We start from the raw sequence: 16772 nt of genomic DNA, 5'->3' as shown, positions 1-16772 counted from the left end.
CCGATGCCATCCCAATCACGAATCACCAATCACCAATCACGGCTTCTTCCCCAATGATCACCATCACCCTCCCCGACGGCAGCCAGCGCCAGTTCGAAGGTCCCGTCACCGTCATGCAGGTCGCGCAGTCGATCGGCGCCGGCCTGGCCAAGGCCACGGTCGCCGGCCAGGTCGACGGCAAGCTGGTCGACGCCTGCGACGTCATCGACCACGACGCCACCCTGCGCATCATCACCCCCAAGGACGAGGAGGGCGTGGAGATCATCCGCCACTCCTGCGCCCACCTGGTCGGCCACGCGGTCAAGCAGCTGTACCCGGACGTGAAGATGGTGATCGGCCCGGTGATCGCGGAAGGGTTCTACTACGACATCTATTCCGAGCGCCCGTTCACCCCCGAGGACCTGGCCGCGATCGAGCAGCGCATGCGCGAGCTGATCGCCCAGGACTACGACGTCATCAAGAAGATGACCCCGCGCGAGGAGGTCATCGAGGTGTTCAAGGCCCGCGGCGAGGACTACAAGCTGCGCCTGATCGAGGACATGGGCCCGGAAGTGACCCACATGGGCCTGTACTACCACCAGGAATACGTGGACATGTGCCGCGGCCCGCACGTGCCCAACACCCGCTTCCTGAAGGCCTTCAAGCTGACCCGCATCTCCGGCGCGTACTGGCGCGGCGACTCGAAGAACGAGCAGCTGCAGCGCATCTACGGCACCGCCTGGGCCGACGAGAAGCAGCTGAAGGCCTACATCCAGCGCATGGAGGAGGCCGAGAAGCGCGACCACCGCCGCATCGGCAAGCAGCAGGACCTGTTCCACCTGCAGGAAGAGGCCCCGGGCCTGGTGTTCTGGCACCCCAAGGGCTGGGCGGTGTGGCAGGTGGTCGAGCAGTACATGCGCCGCGTCTACCGCGAGACCGGCTACGGCGAGGTGCGCTGCCCGCAGATCCTGGACGTGACCCTGTGGAAGAAGTCCGGCCACTGGGACAACTACCAGGACAACATGTTCTTCACCGAGTCCGAGAAGCGGACCTACGCGGTGAAGCCGATGAACTGCCCCGGCCACGTGCAGATCTTCAACCAGGGCCTGCACAGCTACCGCGACCTGCCGATCCGCTACGGCGAGTTCGGCTCCTGCCACCGCAACGAGCCCTCCGGCGCGCTGCACGGCATCCTGCGCGTGCGCGGCTTCACCCAGGACGACGGCCACATCTTCTGCACCGAGGAGCAGATCGAGTCCGAGGTCCGCGCCTTCCACCAGCAGGCGCTGAAGGTCTACGGCGACTTCGGCTTCGACGACATCCAGGTCAAGATCGCCCTGCGCCCGGACAACCGCCTGGGCGACGACGCCACCTGGGACAAGGCCGAGGAGGCCCTGCGCTCGGCCCTGCGCGCCTCCGGCGTGGAGTGGCAGGAGCTGCCGGGCGAGGGCGCGTTCTACGGCCCGAAGATCGAGTACCACCTGAAGGACGCCCTGGGCCGCACCTGGCAGCTGGGCACGGTGCAGGTGGACTTCATGATGCCGGTGCGCCTGGGCGCCGAGTACGTGGACGAGCACAGCCAGCGCCGGCACCCGGTCATGCTCCACCGCGCCATCGTCGGCTCGATGGAGCGCTTCATCGGCATCCTGATCGAGCACCATGCCGGCGCCTTCCCGGCCTGGCTGGCGCCGGTCCAGGCGGTGGTGATGAACATCACCGACGCCCAGGCTGAATACGTGAACGAGGTTAGGAAAAGCCTTACAAATCAAGGCTTCCGGGTCGAGGCTGATTTGCGGAACGAAAAGATCGGCTTTAAGATCCGCGAGCACACGCTGCAGCGCGTGCCGTACCTGCTGGTGGTCGGCGACCGCGAGAAGGAGAACGGCGCCGTGGCGGTGCGCACGCGTACCGGCGAAGATTTGGGCACAATGTCCGTGTCCGCCTTTGCCGATACCTTGCGTTCGCAGCAGCTGGCGTAAAAACAGATGCGTGCCGGCCCCGCGCCGGCACGTGGCCTAGACCACCCCCGGAGACTGGAATATCAGCACCCCCGAGAAGCAAAACCGGAAGAACCACGAGATCCGTGTCCCGCGCGTGCGCGTGATCGGGTCCGATGGCGAAATGATCGGCGTCCTTTCGCGCGATGAGGCCCTGCGCCTTGCCGAAGAGGAGGACCTGGACCTGGTCGAGATCCAGCCCAACGCGGATCCGCCGGTCTGCAAGATCATGGACTTCGGCAAGTTCAAGTTCGAACAGCAGAAGCGGGCCAGCGAGGCCAAGAAGAAGTCCAAGCAGGTCGAGATCAAGGAAGTGAAGTTCCGCCCGGTCACCGACGAGGGCGACTACCAGATCAAGCTGCGCAACATGCGCCGCTTCCTGGAGGATGGCGACAAGGTCAAGGTCAACATCCGCTTCCGCGGGCGCGAGATGAGCCACCAGGAGCTGGGCCGGCAGATGGCCGCCCGGATCGAGGCCGACCTGGGCGAGGACATCGTGATCGAGTCGCGGCCGCGCCTGGAAGGCCGGCAGATGGTCATGATGATCGCGCCGAAGAAGAAGTAAGCCGCGACGCGGCAGGGGGGCGGCCCGGTGGCCGACCCCGGCGAAGGGCGCCCCATGGCGCCCTTCGCCGTATCCGGTCCTGGCGTTGCCACGCCGGCGGCCCCATCGTGCTCCGGTTGGCCGGGCCTGTGCTGGCCGGTGCCGGCCGGAAGCAAGCCGGCGGCCTGCCCGGGCGGTGCCGCCGGCCTTCCGTTGGCCTGCGCACGGCTCTTGCGCCCGCCCGGCGAAACCCGCTGATTTGCAAAAGGAAAGCCAGCCGGGGCATAATGCGCGGCTCCGGTTTGCCGGAGGGCTGGCAACAGCTACAGGACCCGTCGCGGTTTCCCCTGGGGACTCAGCGACTTACCGACCGGTATGGGCAAGGATGGAAAGCGCGGGGCAACCCGCCGCCCGTGCCAGTGACAGTTCCCATCAAGGACATTCGCAATGCCCAAGATCAAGACCAACCGGGCGGCGGCCAAGCGTTTCCGCAAGACCGCCTCCGGCAAGTACAAGGCCGGCCACGCCAACCGTAGCCACATCCTCACCAAGAAGGCCACCAAGCGGAAGCGCAACCTGCGGCAGACGAACCACGTCCGCGCCGAGGATGCCGGCCGCCTGGACCGCATGCTGCCGTATCTCTGAGGAGGACTGAACAATGGCACGAGTCAAGCGTGGCGTGCAGGCGCGCCGCCGTCACAAGAAGGTCCTGAGCCAGGCCAAGGGTTACTACAACGCCCGCCGCAAGGTCTTCCGCGTCGCCAAGCAGGCGGTCATCAAGGCGCAGCAGTACGCCTACATCGGCCGCAAGCAGAAGAAGCGCAACTTCCGTTCGCTGTGGATCACCCGCATCAACGCGGCTGCCCGCGCCAACGGCCTGAGCTACAGCCGCTTCATCAACGGCCTGCTGAAGGCCGGCATCACCCTGGACCGCAAGGTGCTGGCGGACATCGCCGTGCACGATGCGGCCGGGTTTACCGCGCTGGCGGAGAAGGCGAAGAGCGCTCTGGCGGCATAAGTTGCGAACCGCACCGGGCCCGTCCGCGGGCCTGGCGCCGGTCACCGCATGCATGCATGGGGAAGGGCGCAAGTCCTTCCCCATTTGTTTTTCCGAGGGCCCGTTTTCCATGAGCGATATCCAAACCCTGGCGGCGCAGGCGCTGGCCGACATCGCCGCGGCGCAGACTCCCGAGGCGCTGGAGGCGCTGCGCGTGGGCCTGCTGGGCAAGCAGGGCGCCATCACCGCCCAGCTCAAGCAGCTCGGCGCGTTGCCGCCGGAGCAGCGCAAGGCCGCCGGCGAGGCGATCAACCGCGTACGCGACGAAGTCTCGACCGCGCTGTCGGCGCGCCGCGCGCTGCTGGAGGAGGCCGCGCTCGACGCGCGCCTGGCCGGCGAGGCGGTGGACGTGACCCTGCCGGGCCGGCTGGCCCAGCGCGGCGGGATCCACCCGATCTCCCGCACCCTGGAGCGGATCGCCACCATCTTCGGCAACCTCGGCTACGAACTGGCCGACGGTCCGGAGATCGAGGACGACTGGCACAACTTCGAGGCGCTGAACTTCCCGCCGCACCACCCGGCGCGCGCCATGCACGACACCTTCTACTTCGGCGACGGCCACCTGCTGCGCACCCATACCTCGGGCGTGCAGGTGCGCTACATGGGCGACCACCGCCCGCCGTTGCGCATGATCGCCGCCGGCAAGGTGTACCGTTCCGACTCCGACCAGACCCATTCGCCGATGTTCCACCAGGTCGAGGGCCTGCTGGTCGACGAGACCTCGACCTTCGCCGACCTCAAGGGCACGCTCTCCGAGTTCGTGCGCGCCTTCTTCGAGCGCGACTTCCAGATGCGCTTCCGCCCGAGCTACTTCCCGTTCGTGGAGCCGGGCGCGGAGGTCGACATCGCCTGGCAACAGCCGGACGGCAGCGTGCGCTGGCTGGAGGTGCTCGGTTGCGGCATGGTCCACCCCAACGTCCTGCGCAACTGCGGGATCGACCCGGAGCGCTATACCGGCTTCGCCTTCGGCCTGGGCGTGGAGCGTTTCGCCATGCTGCGCTACGGCGTCAACGACCTGCGCGCCTTCTTCGAGAACGATGTGCGGTTCCTCAGGCAGTTTGCCTGAGGGCCGTGACTGGTGATTGGTAATTGATCCGGAAAGGCGTGTACGGCCAGCCGGCCACGCAGGATCAGCAACAGGGCCATCACCGTCGCGGCACTTCCAATCACGAATCACGAACCACGAATCACGGCACCCCATGAAATTTTCCGAGAACTGGCTGCGCAGCCACGTGTCGACCCTGGCCAACCGCGACGCGCTCGCGGCGACGCTGACCGCCATCGGCCTGGAGGTCGAGGAAGTCACCGCACTGGGCGACGGCCTGGCCGGCGTGGTGGTCGGCCGCATCGTGGAAGCCGTCCGCCATCCGGAGGCCGACCGCCTGCAGGTGTGCAAGGTCGACATCGGCAACGGCGAGCCGCTGCAGATCGTGTGCGGCGCGCCCAACGCGCGCGTCGGCCTGGCCGCGCCGCTGGCGACGGTCGGTTCCAACGTCGGCGGCATGTCGATCAAGCCGGCGAAGCTGCGCGGGGTGGAGTCGTTCGGCATGCTCTGCTCGGCGAAGGAGCTGGGCCTGGACGCCGACGCTTCCGGCCTGCTGGAACTGCCGGCCGACGCGCCGGTGGGCGTGCCGCTGGCCGGGTACCTGGGCCTGCCGGACGCCAGCATCGAGATCAAGCTGACCCCCAACCGCGCCGACTGCTTCAGCGTGCGCGGCATTGCCTACGACGTGGCCGCCGCGCTGGGCAGCGAGGTGGCGCCGATGGACAACGCGCCGGTGCCGGCCGCGACCGACGCCACCGTCGAGGTCGCGCTGGAGGCCGGCGAGCGCGTGCCGCGCTTCGTCGGCCGCGTGATCGAGGGCGTGGACCCGGCGGCGCCGACCCCGGTGTGGATGGCCGAGCGCCTGCGCCGTTCCGGCGTGCGCCCGATCAGCCTGCTGGTCGACGTCACCCAGTACGTGATGCTGGAGCTGGGCCAGCCGATGCACGCCTTCGACCTGGACAAGCTGGAGGCGCCGGTGGTCGTGCGCCCGGCGCGCCAGGGCGAGACCCTGCAGCTGCTGGACGGCCGCGAGGCCACCCTGGACGGGGAGTTCCTGGTCGTGTCCGACAGCCGCGGCGGCCGCGGCGCGCGCGCCGTGGCGGTGGGCGGCATCATGGGCGGCGAGGCCACCAAGGTCGGCGCCAGCACCACGCGTGTGTTCCTCGAGGCCGCGCACTGGGTGCCTTCGGCCATCATCGGCCGCAGCCGCCGCCTGGGCCTGCACACCGACGCCGGCCATCGCTTCGAGCGCGGCGTGGACCCGGAACTGCCGCGCACGGCGATCGAGTACGCCACGCGCCTGATCCTGGATATCGCCGGCGGCCGTCCCGGTCCGGTCACCGAAGCCACCGTGCCCGGCGCGCTGGCCGCGTCGCAGCCGATCGCCCTGCGCCGCGCGCGCATCGCCCGGGTGCTGGGCACCACCATCGCCGACGCCGAGGTCGAGCGCATCCTGCGCGCGCTGGGCATGCAGGTGGTCGCCACCGGTGAGGGCTGGCAGGTCACCGCGCCCAGCCGCCGCTTCGACATCGCGATCGAGGAAGACCTGGTCGAGGAGCTGGCGCGCATCCACGGCTACGACCGCATCCCGGCGACCATTCCCGCCGGCCCGGCGCGGGTGGCCGCGCCCAGCGAGGGCGTGCTGCCGGAAGGTGACCTGCGCCGCCACCTGGTCGCGCGCGACTACCTGGAGGCGGTGTGCTTCGCCTTCGTCGACCAGAAACTGCTGCAGGCCTGGGGCTGCGAGTCCGGCACCGTGCCGCTGGCCAATCCGCTCAGCGCGGAGCTGGCGGTGATGCGCCCGCGCCTGCTGCCGGGCCTGGTCGACGCGCTGGCGCGCAACGCCGCGCGCCAGGCCGGCCGCGTGCGCCTGTTCGAGCTGGGCCGCGTGTTCGTCGAGGCCGATCCGGGCGACCGCCAGCCCGGCGCGCCCCTGCCGGCGCCGCGCGAGACGCGGCGCATCGCCGCCGTGGCCTGCGGCGAAGCGGTGGCCGAACAGTGGGGCCTGCAGGCGCGCCCGGTCGATTTCCACGACCTGAAGGGCGACCTGGAATCGCTGGCCGCCCTGGCCGGCGCGAAGCTGGCGTTCCGGCCCTCGGGCGCGCCGTTCGGCCACCCGGGCCGCAGCGCCGATGTGTACCGCACCGACCTGGAGGGCGGCGAGGTCCTGCTGGGCTGGATCGGCCAGCTGCATCCGCGCCTGGCGAAGGCGCTGGAGCTGGACGTGGACGCCTACGGCTTCGAGCTGGACCTGGAGCCCCTGCAACAGCGCCCGCTGCCGCGCGCCCAGGCCCTGTCCCGCTATCCGGCCGTGCGCCGCGACCTGGCCTTCGTGGTCGCCGAACAGGTGGCCTGGGCGGAGCTGGCCGCCAGCGTCCGCGAGGCCGCCGGCGAGGTCCTGCGCGACCTGCAGCTGTTCGACCGCTATCAGGGCCCGGGCGTGGAATCCGGCTTCAAGAGTCTGGCTATGGGCTTGATTTTGCAGGACAACACGCGCACTCTCACGGACCAGGACGCCGATGCCGTGGTCGCGCGCGTGGTCGCCGCACTGGGCAACAACCACGGCGCGAGGATCCGCGGCTGATACGGGAACAAGGGACATGGCACTGACCAAGGCGGAGATGGCCGAGCGTCTGTTCGACGAAGTCGGCCTGAACAAGCGCGAGGCGAAGGAATTCGTCGACGCGTTCTTCGACGTGCTGCGCGAGGCGCTGCAGGGCGGGCGGCAGGTGAAGCTGTCCGGCTTCGGCAACTTCGACCTGCGCCGCAAGAACCAGCGCCCGGGCCGCAACCCCAAGACCGGCGAGGAGATCCCGATCTCCGCGCGCACCGTGGTCACCTTCCGCCCCGGCCAGAAGCTCAAGGAGCGCGTGGAAGCCTTCGCGGGAGTGGCGCCGAATGCTTGATCCGGGCAGCAACCGCGAGCTTCCGCCGATCCCCGCCAAGCGTTACTTCACCATCGGCGAGGTCAGCGAGCTGTGCGACGTCAAGCCGCACGTGCTGCGCTACTGGGAGACCGAGTTCCCCAGCCTCAGCCCGGTCAAGCGCCGCGGCAACCGCCGCTACTACCAGCGCCACGACGTGCTGATGGTCCGCCAGATCCGCAGCCTGCTGTACGAACACGGCTACACCATCGGCGGCGCGCGCCTGCGCCTGGAAGGCGAGGGCGCCAAGCAGGAGTCGGCGCTGAGCAGCCAGATCGTGCGCCAGGTGCGCATGGAGCTGGAGGAAGTGTTGCAGCTGCTGCGCCGCTGAACGCGGACTCGCGGTTGCGCCGGGCAACCGGTATAATCGCCAGCCCGCCATGGCGGGAAGCTTTCCCGGGGTATAGCGCAGCCTGGTAGCGCACTTGTCTGGGGGACAAGTGGTCGTCGGTTCGAATCCGGCTACCCCGACCAAATTCAGGTACCCGAAAAGCGGCTGCCGGCAACGGCAGCCGCTTTTCGTCGTGGCCCCCGCCGCGCCACGGCAGGCGCCGGGGGCCAGGCGCGATCAGGAGCGCGGGCGGTCCCTGTGGTGGCAGGGAAGCCCTGCGGCACCTTGCCGTCCTCGTCCAGGAACTCGAGCGAGGGCGCTGCGTCGGGACCGGGTTGCATCCTGATCCGCGGGCGGCCCTGCTTGTCGGCAAGGACCACCGGGGAAGAGTCACCCGGAGTGCGGCCGACGAACAGCCGTCGGCTCTGGTGGCCGCCGGCCTGGCGCCACTTTGCAGCCAGCGCGTCGCGCTCCGGCCCGGGTGGCAGCCTGCTGGAGGCTTCCTCCGGTGGCTACCGGGGCCGGCAGGCACTCGCCGTTGGCCGGCACCAGGGTACGCGACCCATCGGCGTTGGCCATGTTGATCCGTTCCACGGTGATCCCGGTGAACTCGGCCTTGCCCTTGCGGTCTGATGCGCCAGTGAGCGCCACGGCGACGGCGACCACGGTCGTGGCGGCCAGGCAGCGCCTGGGCAGGCGGTTCTGTGCGGGCAGCTGCGCGACGGACTGCTGCATCGATCCTCCATGTCGGTGGTTGGGCGCCGACCGCGGCGGCCGCCGCGGGGGCCGACCGCGCATGAGCGTGGGTGCCGGTGCGTGACTCAAGTGCTGCTGGGCGGCGTGGACGGTATCCCGGCATGGCGCATGGCCGCGGCCGGGCGGGTTTTCGAAGTTCAACCATGGAGGGATTCGGATGCGACGCATGCTGGGCTGGTGGATGTCATTCCTGCTGGGGGCGGTGCCCGGCGCGGCGATGGCGCAGGCCGAACCACCCGTGCCGCTGGATGGCGACGGGGAGGTGGTGGACATGGCTCCGGTGCTGGTCGCCGGTGTCCAGCCCGGTCCGGGGCTGTGGCGGGTCAGCAAGGACGACCATGTGCTCTACATCCTCGGTACGCAGTCGCCGCTGCCGCGCGACATCGACTGGGACGCGCGCGAGGTGCGCGAGGTACTGGACGAAGCCGGCGCGGTGCTGGGCTCGCCGGGCCTGTCGGTCGACGCCGATGTCGGTTTCTTCCGCGGCCTCACCCTGGTGCCATCGGCGATGAAGGCGATGCGCAATCCCGGCGGCGCCACGCTCGACAAGGTGCTGCCGCCGGAGCTGTACGCGCGCTGGTTGCCATTGAAGCAGCAGTACATGGGGCGCGACCGCGGGGTGGAGAAGAAGCGCCCGCTGATTGCCGTATATGAGCTCTACAAGGCCGCGCTGGACCACAGCCGGCTGCGCCAGGGTGGTGTGGTGGGCCCGGTGCTGGCCAAGGAGTTGAAGGCGCGCGGCCTGGAGTCCACCTCGACCGTGCTCGAGCTGAAGATCGAGGACCCGCGCCAGGCCCTGGCCGACTTCCGCGGCGAGGCGCTCAAGCCGCAGGACCTGCAGTGCTTTGCCGCCACGCTCGACGTGATCGAGCAGGACCTGCCGCGGATCGCGGCGCGTGCCAACGCCTGGGCGGTGGGTGACGTGGCCGCGCTGCGGGCGATGCCGCGCAACCGCCGGCAGCTGGCCGACTGCATGGATGCCTGGGTGCAGGCCGAGGCCGCGCGCAAGCGTGGTTTCACCGACATCGAGGCCCGGATCCGCGAGCGCTGGCTGGCCGCGGTGGAGAAGGCGCTGGCCGGGCACAGGGTCTCGTTCGCCACGATGAGCATCGACACCCTGCTGTACGACCGCGAGGGCTATCTGGCAGCGCTTGCCGCGAAGGGCTACCGCATCCAGGCGCCGGACGAGCTGGTGGAGGGTGACGGGGAATCGCCGTCGGAAGAGGCGCCGGAGGCTGCGGCCACCCGCTGATACGGCAACGGCCGCTTTCGCGGCCGTCGTCGGCACCCGACCGGCATCGGGAAGGCCAGGGGGCCGGGGCCCCTTCCGGGATCAGCCGCCCGCTGCCAGCGGCAGGATGCCCACGCCCGCGGCCAGCTGCGGCCAACGGCGCAGCACCGAGGCGCGGATGCCGGCGGCGTCGATGCCGGCCTCGGCCAGCAGGTCCTCGCGGCTGGCGTGGTGCTGGAACGCGTCCGGCAGGCCCAGCTGCAGCACCGCCATGGCGATGCCTTCGGCGTTGAGCAGCTCGGCCACGGCCGAGCCGGCGCCGCCGGCGACCACGTTGTCCTCGATGGTCACCAGGCCGTCGTGGCTGCGCGCCAGTTCCAGCACCAGGTCGCGGTCCAGCGGCTTGATGAAGCGCATGTTGGCCACGGTCAGGTCCAGCTCCGCGGCCACCTCCTCGGCGGCCGGCACGGTGGCGCCGAACGCCAGCAAGGCCACCTTCTTGCCCTTGCGGCGCAGCTGGCCGCGGCCGATCGGCAGGGTCTCCAGGGCCGGCTCCACCGCCACCCCGGGGCCGGTGCCGCGCGGGTAGCGCACCGCGGCCGGGCCGGGGTAGCGCAGGCCGGTGGTGAGCATCTGCCGGCACTCGTTCTCGTCGGCCGGGGCCATGACCACCATGTTCGGCACGCAGCGCAGGTAGCTGAGGTCCAGGTTGCCGGCGTGGGTGGCGCCGTCGGGCCCGACCACGCCGCCCCGGTCGATCGCGAACAGCACGTCCAGGTTCTGGGTGGCCACGTCGTGCACCAGCTGGTCGTAGGCGCGCTGCAGGAAGGTGGAGTAGATCGCCACCACCGGCTTGGCGCCCTGGGTGGCCATGCCGGCGGCCAGGGTCACCGCGTGCTGCTCGGCGATGGCCACGTCGAAGTAGCGCTGCGGGTATTCCTTCGAGAAGCGCACCAGGCCCGAGCCCTCGCGCATGGCCGGGGTGATGCCCATCAGCCGCGGCTCGGCGGCGGCCATGTCGCACAGCCAGTCGCTGAAGACGTCGGTGTAGGTGGGCTTCTTCGCGCCGGGCTTGGCGACCAGGCCCTTGGCCGGGTCGAACGGGCCGACCGCGTGGTAGCCGATCTGGTCGCCCTCGGCCAGCTCGTAGCCCTTGCCCTTGGTGGTGATCACGTGCAGCAGCTGCGGGCCCTTGAGGGTCTTGAGCGTGCGCAGCGCGCCGAGCAGGGTGGGCAGGTCGTGGCCGTCGATCGGGCCGGTGTAGTGGAAGCCCATTTCCTCGAACAGGGTGGAGGGCACGAACATGCCCTTCCAGTGCTCTTCCCAGCGCTTGACGAAGCGCGCCGGCGGCTTGTTCTTGTCGCCCAGCAGCTTCTTGCCGCCCTCGCGGATCCGGTTGAAGGTGGCGCTGCCGGTCATCCGGCCCAGCATCTTGGTCAGGCCGCCAACCGCCTCGGAGATCGACATGCGGTTGTCGTTGAGGATCACCAGCAGGTTCGGCTCCTCGTCCATGCCGCCGGCGTGGTTGAGGGCCTCGTAGGCCATGCCGGCGGTCATCGCGCCGTCGCCGATCACCGCCACCACCTTGCGGTCGTCGCCGGCCTGTTGCAGGGCGATGGCCATGCCCAGGGCGGCGGAGATCGAGGTGGAGGAATGGCCGACGCCGAAGGTGTCGTACTCGCTTTCCTCGCGCTTGGGGAACGGCGCGATGCCGTCCTTCCGCTTGACCGTGTGGATGCGGTCGCGGCGGCCGGTGAGGATCTTGTGCGGGTAGGTCTGGTGGCCCACGTCCCACACCAGCTGGTCCACCGGCGTCTGGTACAGGTAGTGCAGGGCCACGGTCAGCTCGACCACGCCCAGGCCGGCGCCGAAGTGGCCGCCGCTGCGGCCGACCGACTCGATCAGGTAGGCGCGCAGTTCCTGGGCGACTGCCGGCAGCTCGGCCTCGTCGAAGCGGCGCAGGTCCGCGGGCGAGTCGATGCGCGCGAGGCGCGGGTAGCGTTGGGAGTCGATCATCGGGGCCGGAAAACCGTACGGTGGCCCATTTTCCTCCCCGGGGACGTGACGGGGCAAGCAAGGCTTGCGCCGCGGCCCCCGGTGGTGGGCCGGGCGGGACTAGACCGGACGCCGCGAACGGCGCGGCAGCTGCGCGCGCAGGAAGGCCATCTGGTCGGCCAGGATGTTGCGGTTGGACAGGATCAGGTGCTCGATCCAGCTCGGGCGGTAGGGCACGGCCAGCAGCGGCATGTTGGCCTGGTGCGGAGTGCGGTTGCCCTTGCGCGAGTTGCACTGGAAGCAGGCGCTGACCACGTTCTCCCAGATGTCCAGCCCGCCGCGCGAAAGGGGGATGACGTGGTCGCGGGTCAGCTGCGGCCGCGGGAACTGCTGGCCGCAGTACAGGCACAGGTAGGAATCGCGCGCGAACAGGGCGGCGTTGGACAGCGCCGGGGTGGGATCCAGCGCCCGCGCCCGGGCGTGGCCGCGGGTGGCGATGATCGGGTGCAGCTCGATCACGCTGCGGCTGCCGGTGTCGCGGTTGACGCCGCCGTGCACGCGCATGCACGGCTGGCCCAGGGTCCAGGCGACCGCGCCGCGTGCGTAGAGGCAGGTCGCGTCCTGCCAGTGGATCCAGTCCATGGCCCGGCCGTGGGCGTCCAGCGAGAGCACGCGCGGCGCGTTGGCCAGGCCGCGGAGCGAAGGGGACGCGTCCGCCGGTACCGGGGTCCCGGCGAAGATCGGATCAAGCATCGCCGTATCCGTCTCCATCGGGTTCCAGCTTATACCCGAAAGATGACGGTCGGGGTCAAGCCCTCAGCGCAGCACGCCCTGCAGGCCGGGCGCGGGATTGAGCGAACTGCGCGCATCCAGCTCGAAGCTGCGCGGCTTGCTGGCCTCCTCGGGCGTGGCGCTGACATTGCCCTGCAGGCGGTAGGACAGGGCGCGGCGCCCGGCCAGCGCATCGGCCACCGCCAGGCGCGCCATCGGTTGCGGGCGCAGGGTGGCGCGCACCGTGTCCGCGGCGGAGGGGCCGATGGAGATGGCGGGCGTGGCCTCGAGGGTGCCGGCCTCGTGCTCGTCCACGCTGACCGCCAGCGAAACCCGCTCGAAGCGCATGGACATGCTGCTGTAGTTGTGCAGGCGCAGGTCCACGGTCCAGCTGCCGTCGCTCTCCACCGTCAGCTGCTGGATCGAGGCGGCCGGCGCGGACACGCGCTTGACCTTGCCGCCGCAGCCGGCGAGCAGGGCCATGGCCAAGGCCAGGGCAAGGACCGGAAGGAACCGTCGCGGGAAATTCATGCCGCCTCCATCGTGTGGGCGGCTGATATTACGGGGTTTGCGCATCGTCTTCGCTGTCCCCCGGGGCCTGGCCGCCATGCAGCGGCGCGGCCACCACCAGCTCGGAGAGGTCGTAGCCCATCCGTTCGGCCGCCGCCTTCAGCCGCGCGAACAGCATCGCGTCCATCGACGGCTCCCGCGCCAGGATCCACAGGTACCTGCGCCCGGGCTCACCGACCATCGCCCACTGGTAGTCCGGATCCAGCGCCAGCACCCAGTAGTCGGCCCAGACCAGCGGCAGCCAGCCCAGCCAGTCCGGGGCGAAGCGCACCTGCAGCCGTGCCGGGTGGCCCTCGACCTGGCGCGCCACGCCATCGGCCGCCAGGTATTCGCCTTCCCGGGTGCGGCAGGCGTTGCGCACGCCGATGCGGCCATCGCTGCGCAGGGTGTAGTGCGCGGTGGCGTCGCTGGCACAGCGGCGCTGGTGCGAGACCGGCAAGCGCGCGATCTCGTGCCAGTGGCCGGCGTAGCGGGTCAGGTCCAGGGTCTCGACCGGCACCACCCGTGGACGTTCCTGGGCCAGGGCGGGCACCAGGCCGGCGCACAGCAGCAGCGTGGTCAGGACGAGGAAGCGCATGCGGTCTCCTGGGGCGCGGCTGGGCCGGATGCTAGCACCGACGCCGCAAGAGGCCGTTGTTGCGCTGCCGCGCGCGGAGGTGCCTCGCGCGGCGCATTCGGCGCCGCTGCCGGGCGCGTGGGCGCACGTCCCCATGCCGTGGTGGTTGCCGGGGGCACGCCGGCCCGGGCCGGCGTCGGCGAAGCCCTGCGCGGGCAGGTGCGCGCAGGCCGTGGCGCAGGGCGCCGCGCTGCCCTCCCGGGCGGATGCGCTGGCCTCAGTCGAGGCGGACCCGCCGCGGGTGCCGGCCGTAGTGGCGGACCTCCACTACCAGCGGAGGCCCGGCGCGCAGGTGGTGGGCCACGGCGAGGGTGCGCGCCAGTTCCAGCGCCTTGCCGATGGATGGAAAGGAAGTAATGGGGTGGTCGCCGTCGAACAGGACGCACCCCCTATGGTCCTTCTGAACGGTCAGTCGTCTGCAGTCCATGCGACAGGGCCCCCTCCGCTCCCCGCGGTCTTGCCGTCCCCTGCACCGGCGCACTTTGCCGCCTCGCCGTGGGCCTGGCAATCAGGGATCGGCGAGGCGGCGTATAGGAAAAGCGGCCACGCGCCGCCATCCTGGTGGCGCTAGTCCCGCGCCTCGATCCGGGCTTCGCGCAGGGCGTCCCCGGCCTGCCGGAGCGCGGCGGTGTCCAGTGGGCGGATGGTTTCGATCCGGCACGGGACCCGGCCCACCTGGCCGACCATCGGGCCCAGCGGCAGGACGCTGTCGAAGCGCGCCTGCACGCGCGAGCCGGTGCTGGTGAGGGACAAGGCGGTGGCATGGCGCAGGTCGTTGCACGGGCCGGCCAGCTCCAGCAGCCAGGCCTCGCGCGGCCGGGTCCAGACCACCAGCGCCTCGTCGCCCAGCGCGTTCCAGCCGTTGAGCTGGCCGGGCAGGTGGAAGCCGGCCACCGGCTCGCCCGCGTGCGAACGGTGCAGTTGCAGGCGTTCGGCGTCGCTCATGCGCGGGGTGCCGGCGCAGGCGGAAAGCAGGGCCGTGGCCAGCAGGGCCGCAAGGCATGTCCGTTTCCGTTTCATTGCAAGCTCCGCAAGTGGACGTAACCCCATCATGGCGCAGGCCGCGGATGCGGCAAGGGCGGGGCCGATGCACGTTCATCGAACGGGATGCTTGTCGGATCGCGAAAGGCCCGTTATGATGCCGCCCCTCGCAGCGGCCAAGCCGCAGCGCAGATGGCCGGGTAGCTCAGTTGGTAGAGCAGGGGATTGAAAATCCCCGTGTCGGGGGTTCGATTCCCTCCCCGGCCACCAGTAATATCAAGGGCTTGCAGAGATGCAGGCCCTTTTTCTTTGCGCCGCCGTTGTTCTGTTTGCCGTTCATTTGCCGTTTGCCGATTCCATCCCCGGATCAAGCCGCCATCGGTTCTCCGTCGTTGCTCTGCTGCAACACGTTGGCAATCCATGCGAGGACTTCGGCTTCCGACCAGACGGCGATGGTGGGCGACACCTTGCGCTGCTTCGGAAAGGTGCCGTCCGCCATCTTGGCGTAGATGGTGGAGCGTGCCAGTCCGGTAAGGCGCTGGACTTCCTTCAAGCGGATCAGGCGCGGTGCGGTGCTGTTGGTGGCGGTGCTGTGCATTGGGTTATCCAGAAACGACAAGGCCCGCCGACAGGTGGACTGCCAGCGGGCCGAGGTGGTGGTAGTGGGTAGGGGGTGGCGTGCGATGGATCGCGCGCCGTGTCAGGTGTGACGGTGAAGGCTCCGGGCGACTCGATCGGTCTACCGGGGCGCGCCTTGTCGTGCTGCTGTGGTGCGACCGGGGGTACGGGGGGGGGTGATGCCGGGCCGCGTCATCCCTACAAATGCCCTCACGGAAATCTGCTGCGGACCTTTTTGGGGTGAAGGCCCGCCGACAGGTGGACTGCCAGCGGGCCGAGGTGGGATGGTGAAGGCTGCCGGGGACTCGGTGGCCTACCGGGTGGCCTGTGGATGCCGCTAGGGCCGCGCAGAAGCGCGCAGAAGCGCCGGACAGCACCGGGGAGCTACCCTTGTAGCGGGCACCCCTGTAGATGCGCCTCTGCGGGCTTTCTGCGAGGGATCAGGACCGACCGCCGCGGGAGGGATCAATCGCGCGGATCAGGAACGCCGCGAGGCAGAACAGCCGTTTCTTCATGCGCGGGACCGAGGTGGTCGAATGATCGCCGAGGTGAACATCGGTTGGACTGTAGTTCCCCTTGGTGGTGAATACCAATGAACAGTCCCCTACAGTACCCCTATAGATATACTGTAGATATCCATTTTACCATGCCTGTCAAGGGGGGCAGGGACAGGGTGGTCTTCCCGCCGTGGTCTATTTCCCCGGTCCTAGCTGCTGCGGCTGCTAAGGATCAATCGGGCGATGGCTTCCCCGCTGCCCAGCCATCGGCGTTCCCTACAGGCAGGCCGCCGTCGGCCCTCCCGATGGTGACGGTCGTCCAGCGGTTGCCCTTGCGGCTCGGGGTGCGGCTGTTTCCCCTTTGAATGACGACTAAACCCCGCCGGGACCGCGCAGGGCGCTTCGTGGCCGTCCGGGGGCGGTCTTTCGGCAAAAGTGACTGCTATACCCCGCCGCCTTGTGAATCAATGGGTTACGCCGCTCCCTCCCGCCTTGGCAATTCATCCGCCCACGTCACGAATTCTTTTGGGTAGGCTTCGGTCCGCTGCGGCCAAAAAGACAGATCGGGCCGCACGCGCAAGCAAGAAATCAGCAACACGAGGTCACGCCTATGTCCTGCCTGTATCGCCTTTCCTTCCGCCTTCCCTTCACTTCCCGCGTTCTGTCCCTGCTGCCCGCGCAGGGGCCGAATCAGCATGGCTTCTGGATCGACCGCCTGGGTGACCACTGCACGCTGGTCGGCCTTGGTCGCGTGGTGCTGTACGTGGAGCGCGCCGAAGGCGCACCGCTGCTGCGCTTGGCGTGAGGTTCGGCGGGGCCGGCGCTGCCAGTCTCGCAGGTGCACCTGTCCCTGCGGCGGC

General features: G+C 69.8%; 18 protein-coding genes and 2 tRNA genes. 12 read left to right on the top strand and 8 right to left on the bottom strand.

The features are described 5' to 3' along the window. Positions 1-53: 53 nt before the first annotated feature. The 9 genes from thrS (at position 54) to EIM47_RS10920 (ending at position 8020) form a co-directional block, all read left to right on the top strand. Complete coding sequence (gene thrS / locus EIM47_RS10960; protein ID WP_028915316.1) at positions 54-1958, top strand: threonine--tRNA ligase; 1905 nt, start codon at positions 54-56, stop codon at positions 1956-1958. Between the two features lie 61 nt (positions 1959-2019). After that, positions 2020-2541, top strand: coding sequence for a translation initiation factor IF-3 (infC, locus tag EIM47_RS10955; RefSeq protein WP_083852379.1), 522 nt, complete (start codon positions 2020-2022; stop codon positions 2539-2541). Positions 2542-2967: 426 nt separating this feature from the next. Further along, positions 2968-3165, top strand: a complete 198-nt coding sequence (rpmI, locus tag EIM47_RS10950; RefSeq protein ID WP_010342861.1) for a 50S ribosomal protein L35 — start codon at positions 2968-2970, stop codon at positions 3163-3165. A 13-nt stretch (positions 3166-3178) separates the two neighbouring features. Continuing rightward, positions 3179-3538 carry a 50S ribosomal protein L20 gene (gene rplT / locus EIM47_RS10945; protein ID WP_019397548.1) on the top strand — a complete coding sequence of 120 codons (360 nt, stop codon included), beginning with the start codon at positions 3179-3181 and terminating at the stop codon, positions 3536-3538. Positions 3539-3647: 109 nt separating this feature from the next. Beyond that, entirely contained in the window at positions 3648-4643 is a 996-nt protein-coding gene (gene pheS / locus EIM47_RS10940) for a phenylalanine--tRNA ligase subunit alpha (RefSeq protein WP_028915315.1), read from the top strand. Positions 4644-4776: 133 nt separating this feature from the next. Next, positions 4777-7206 carry a phenylalanine--tRNA ligase subunit beta gene (gene pheT, locus EIM47_RS10935; protein WP_125076906.1) on the top strand — a complete coding sequence of 810 codons (2430 nt, stop codon included), beginning with the start codon at positions 4777-4779 and terminating at the stop codon, positions 7204-7206. Positions 7207-7222: 16 nt separating this feature from the next. After that, a complete protein-coding gene (locus EIM47_RS10930) occupies positions 7223-7528 on the top strand; it encodes an integration host factor subunit alpha (protein WP_019398504.1) in 306 nt (101 codons plus the stop codon). Then, positions 7521-7877: a MerR family transcriptional regulator gene (locus EIM47_RS10925; RefSeq protein ID WP_013534801.1), complete on the top strand. Its 357-nt coding sequence runs from the start codon at positions 7521-7523 to the stop codon at positions 7875-7877. The genes EIM47_RS10930 and EIM47_RS10925 overlap by 8 nt, the downstream gene beginning before the upstream one ends. 66 nt (positions 7878-7943) lie before the next feature. Continuing rightward, positions 7944-8020 (top strand) — tRNA-Pro (locus EIM47_RS10920). 247 nt (positions 8021-8267) lie between these two features. Here EIM47_RS10920 and EIM47_RS10915 read toward each other — a convergent pair. Further along, a complete protein-coding gene (locus EIM47_RS10915) occupies positions 8268-8612 on the bottom strand; it encodes a hypothetical protein (protein ID WP_125076905.1) in 345 nt (114 codons plus the stop codon). A 178-nt stretch (positions 8613-8790) separates the two neighbouring features. Here EIM47_RS10915 and EIM47_RS10910 point away from each other — a divergent pair, with 178 nt between their 5' ends. Next, complete coding sequence (locus EIM47_RS10910) at positions 8791-9885, top strand: TraB/GumN family protein (protein ID WP_039731181.1); 1095 nt, start codon at positions 8791-8793, stop codon at positions 9883-9885. Between the two features lie 81 nt (positions 9886-9966). Here the strand turns inward: EIM47_RS10910 and dxs are convergent, their stop codons facing one another. The 6 genes from dxs to EIM47_RS10880 all read right to left on the bottom strand — a co-directional run bounded on the left by dxs (position 9967) and on the right by EIM47_RS10880 (position 14836). Then, positions 9967-11880, bottom strand: a complete 1914-nt coding sequence (gene dxs, locus EIM47_RS10905) for a 1-deoxy-D-xylulose-5-phosphate synthase (RefSeq protein ID WP_125076904.1) — start codon at positions 11878-11880, stop codon at positions 9967-9969. A 99-nt stretch (positions 11881-11979) separates the two neighbouring features. Then, positions 11980-12630: an HNH endonuclease gene (locus EIM47_RS10900; RefSeq protein ID WP_019398499.1), complete on the bottom strand. Its 651-nt coding sequence runs from the start codon at positions 12628-12630 to the stop codon at positions 11980-11982. A 45-nt stretch (positions 12631-12675) separates the two neighbouring features. Further along, the gene (locus tag EIM47_RS10895; protein WP_037034935.1) at positions 12676-13161 is read right to left on the bottom strand and encodes an LEA type 2 family protein; all 486 of its coding nucleotides are present in this window, start codon (positions 13159-13161) and stop codon (positions 12676-12678) included. A gap of 28 nt (positions 13162-13189) precedes the next feature. Then, complete coding sequence (locus EIM47_RS10890) at positions 13190-13777, bottom strand: lipocalin family protein (RefSeq protein ID WP_125076903.1); 588 nt, start codon at positions 13775-13777, stop codon at positions 13190-13192. 256 nt (positions 13778-14033) lie between these two features. Next, positions 14034-14243: a hypothetical protein gene (locus EIM47_RS10885; RefSeq protein ID WP_019398496.1), complete on the bottom strand. Its 210-nt coding sequence runs from the start codon at positions 14241-14243 to the stop codon at positions 14034-14036. Between the two features lie 140 nt (positions 14244-14383). Continuing rightward, on the bottom strand, positions 14384-14836 hold the full coding sequence (locus EIM47_RS10880) for a DUF6491 family protein (protein ID WP_125076902.1): 453 nt from the start codon (positions 14834-14836) through the stop codon (positions 14384-14386). Positions 14837-14991: 155 nt separating this feature from the next. Between EIM47_RS10880 and EIM47_RS10875 the strand changes: the two genes are divergently transcribed. Then, a tRNA-Phe gene (locus EIM47_RS10875) sits at positions 14992-15067 on the top strand. A 97-nt stretch (positions 15068-15164) separates the two neighbouring features. On the opposite strand, the gene EIM47_RS10870 is transcribed toward EIM47_RS10875, so the two are convergent. Beyond that, entirely contained in the window at positions 15165-15395 is a 231-nt protein-coding gene (locus EIM47_RS10870) for an AlpA family transcriptional regulator (protein ID WP_125076901.1), read from the bottom strand. A gap of 1127 nt (positions 15396-16522) precedes the next feature. On the opposite strand from EIM47_RS10870, the gene EIM47_RS10865 reads away from it, so the two are divergent. Continuing rightward, a complete protein-coding gene (locus tag EIM47_RS10865) occupies positions 16523-16717 on the top strand; it encodes a hypothetical protein (protein ID WP_125076900.1) in 195 nt (64 codons plus the stop codon). Positions 16718-16772 lie beyond the last annotated feature (55 nt).

Origin of the sequence: Pseudoxanthomonas sp. SGT-18, from assembly GCF_003931645.1 — a bacterium.
In the GTDB taxonomy this organism is placed as follows: domain Bacteria; phylum Pseudomonadota; class Gammaproteobacteria; order Xanthomonadales; family Xanthomonadaceae; genus Pseudoxanthomonas.
The sequence above is the reverse complement of the archived record's forward strand: the minus strand, read 5'-3'. Positions and strand labels throughout refer to the sequence as shown.

Excerpts from the sequence above, each read along its gene's own strand:
- thrS (WP_028915316.1), top strand. The coding sequence starts at position 54 with ATGATCACCATCACCCTCCCCGACGGCAGCCAGCGCCAGTTCGAAGGT.
- rpmI (WP_010342861.1), top strand. The coding sequence starts at position 2,968 with ATGCCCAAGATCAAGACCAACCGGGCGGCGGCCAAGCGTTTCCGCAAG.
- rplT (WP_019397548.1), top strand. The coding sequence starts at position 3,179 with ATGGCACGAGTCAAGCGTGGCGTGCAGGCGCGCCGCCGTCACAAGAAG.
- pheS (WP_028915315.1), top strand. The coding sequence starts at position 3,648 with ATGAGCGATATCCAAACCCTGGCGGCGCAGGCGCTGGCCGACATCGCC.
- pheT (WP_125076906.1), top strand. The coding sequence starts at position 4,777 with ATGAAATTTTCCGAGAACTGGCTGCGCAGCCACGTGTCGACCCTGGCC.
- EIM47_RS10930 (WP_019398504.1), top strand. The coding sequence starts at position 7,223 with ATGGCACTGACCAAGGCGGAGATGGCCGAGCGTCTGTTCGACGAAGTC.
- EIM47_RS10925 (WP_013534801.1), top strand. The coding sequence starts at position 7,521 with ATGCTTGATCCGGGCAGCAACCGCGAGCTTCCGCCGATCCCCGCCAAG.
- EIM47_RS10915 (WP_125076905.1), bottom strand. The coding sequence starts at position 8,612 with ATGCAGCAGTCCGTCGCGCAGCTGCCCGCACAGAACCGCCTGCCCAGG.
- EIM47_RS10910 (WP_039731181.1), top strand. The coding sequence starts at position 8,791 with ATGCGACGCATGCTGGGCTGGTGGATGTCATTCCTGCTGGGGGCGGTG.
- dxs (WP_125076904.1), bottom strand. The coding sequence starts at position 11,880 with ATGATCGACTCCCAACGCTACCCGCGCCTCGCGCGCATCGACTCGCCC.
- EIM47_RS10900 (WP_019398499.1), bottom strand. The coding sequence starts at position 12,630 with ATGGAGACGGATACGGCGATGCTTGATCCGATCTTCGCCGGGACCCCG.
- EIM47_RS10895 (WP_037034935.1), bottom strand. The coding sequence starts at position 13,161 with ATGAATTTCCCGCGACGGTTCCTTCCGGTCCTTGCCCTGGCCTTGGCC.
- EIM47_RS10890 (WP_125076903.1), bottom strand. The coding sequence starts at position 13,777 with ATGCGCTTCCTCGTCCTGACCACGCTGCTGCTGTGCGCCGGCCTGGTG.
- EIM47_RS10885 (WP_019398496.1), bottom strand. The coding sequence starts at position 14,243 with ATGGACTGCAGACGACTGACCGTTCAGAAGGACCATAGGGGGTGCGTC.
- EIM47_RS10880 (WP_125076902.1), bottom strand. The coding sequence starts at position 14,836 with ATGAAACGGAAACGGACATGCCTTGCGGCCCTGCTGGCCACGGCCCTG.
- EIM47_RS10870 (WP_125076901.1), bottom strand. The coding sequence starts at position 15,395 with ATGCACAGCACCGCCACCAACAGCACCGCACCGCGCCTGATCCGCTTG.
- EIM47_RS10865 (WP_125076900.1), top strand. The coding sequence starts at position 16,523 with ATGTCCTGCCTGTATCGCCTTTCCTTCCGCCTTCCCTTCACTTCCCGC.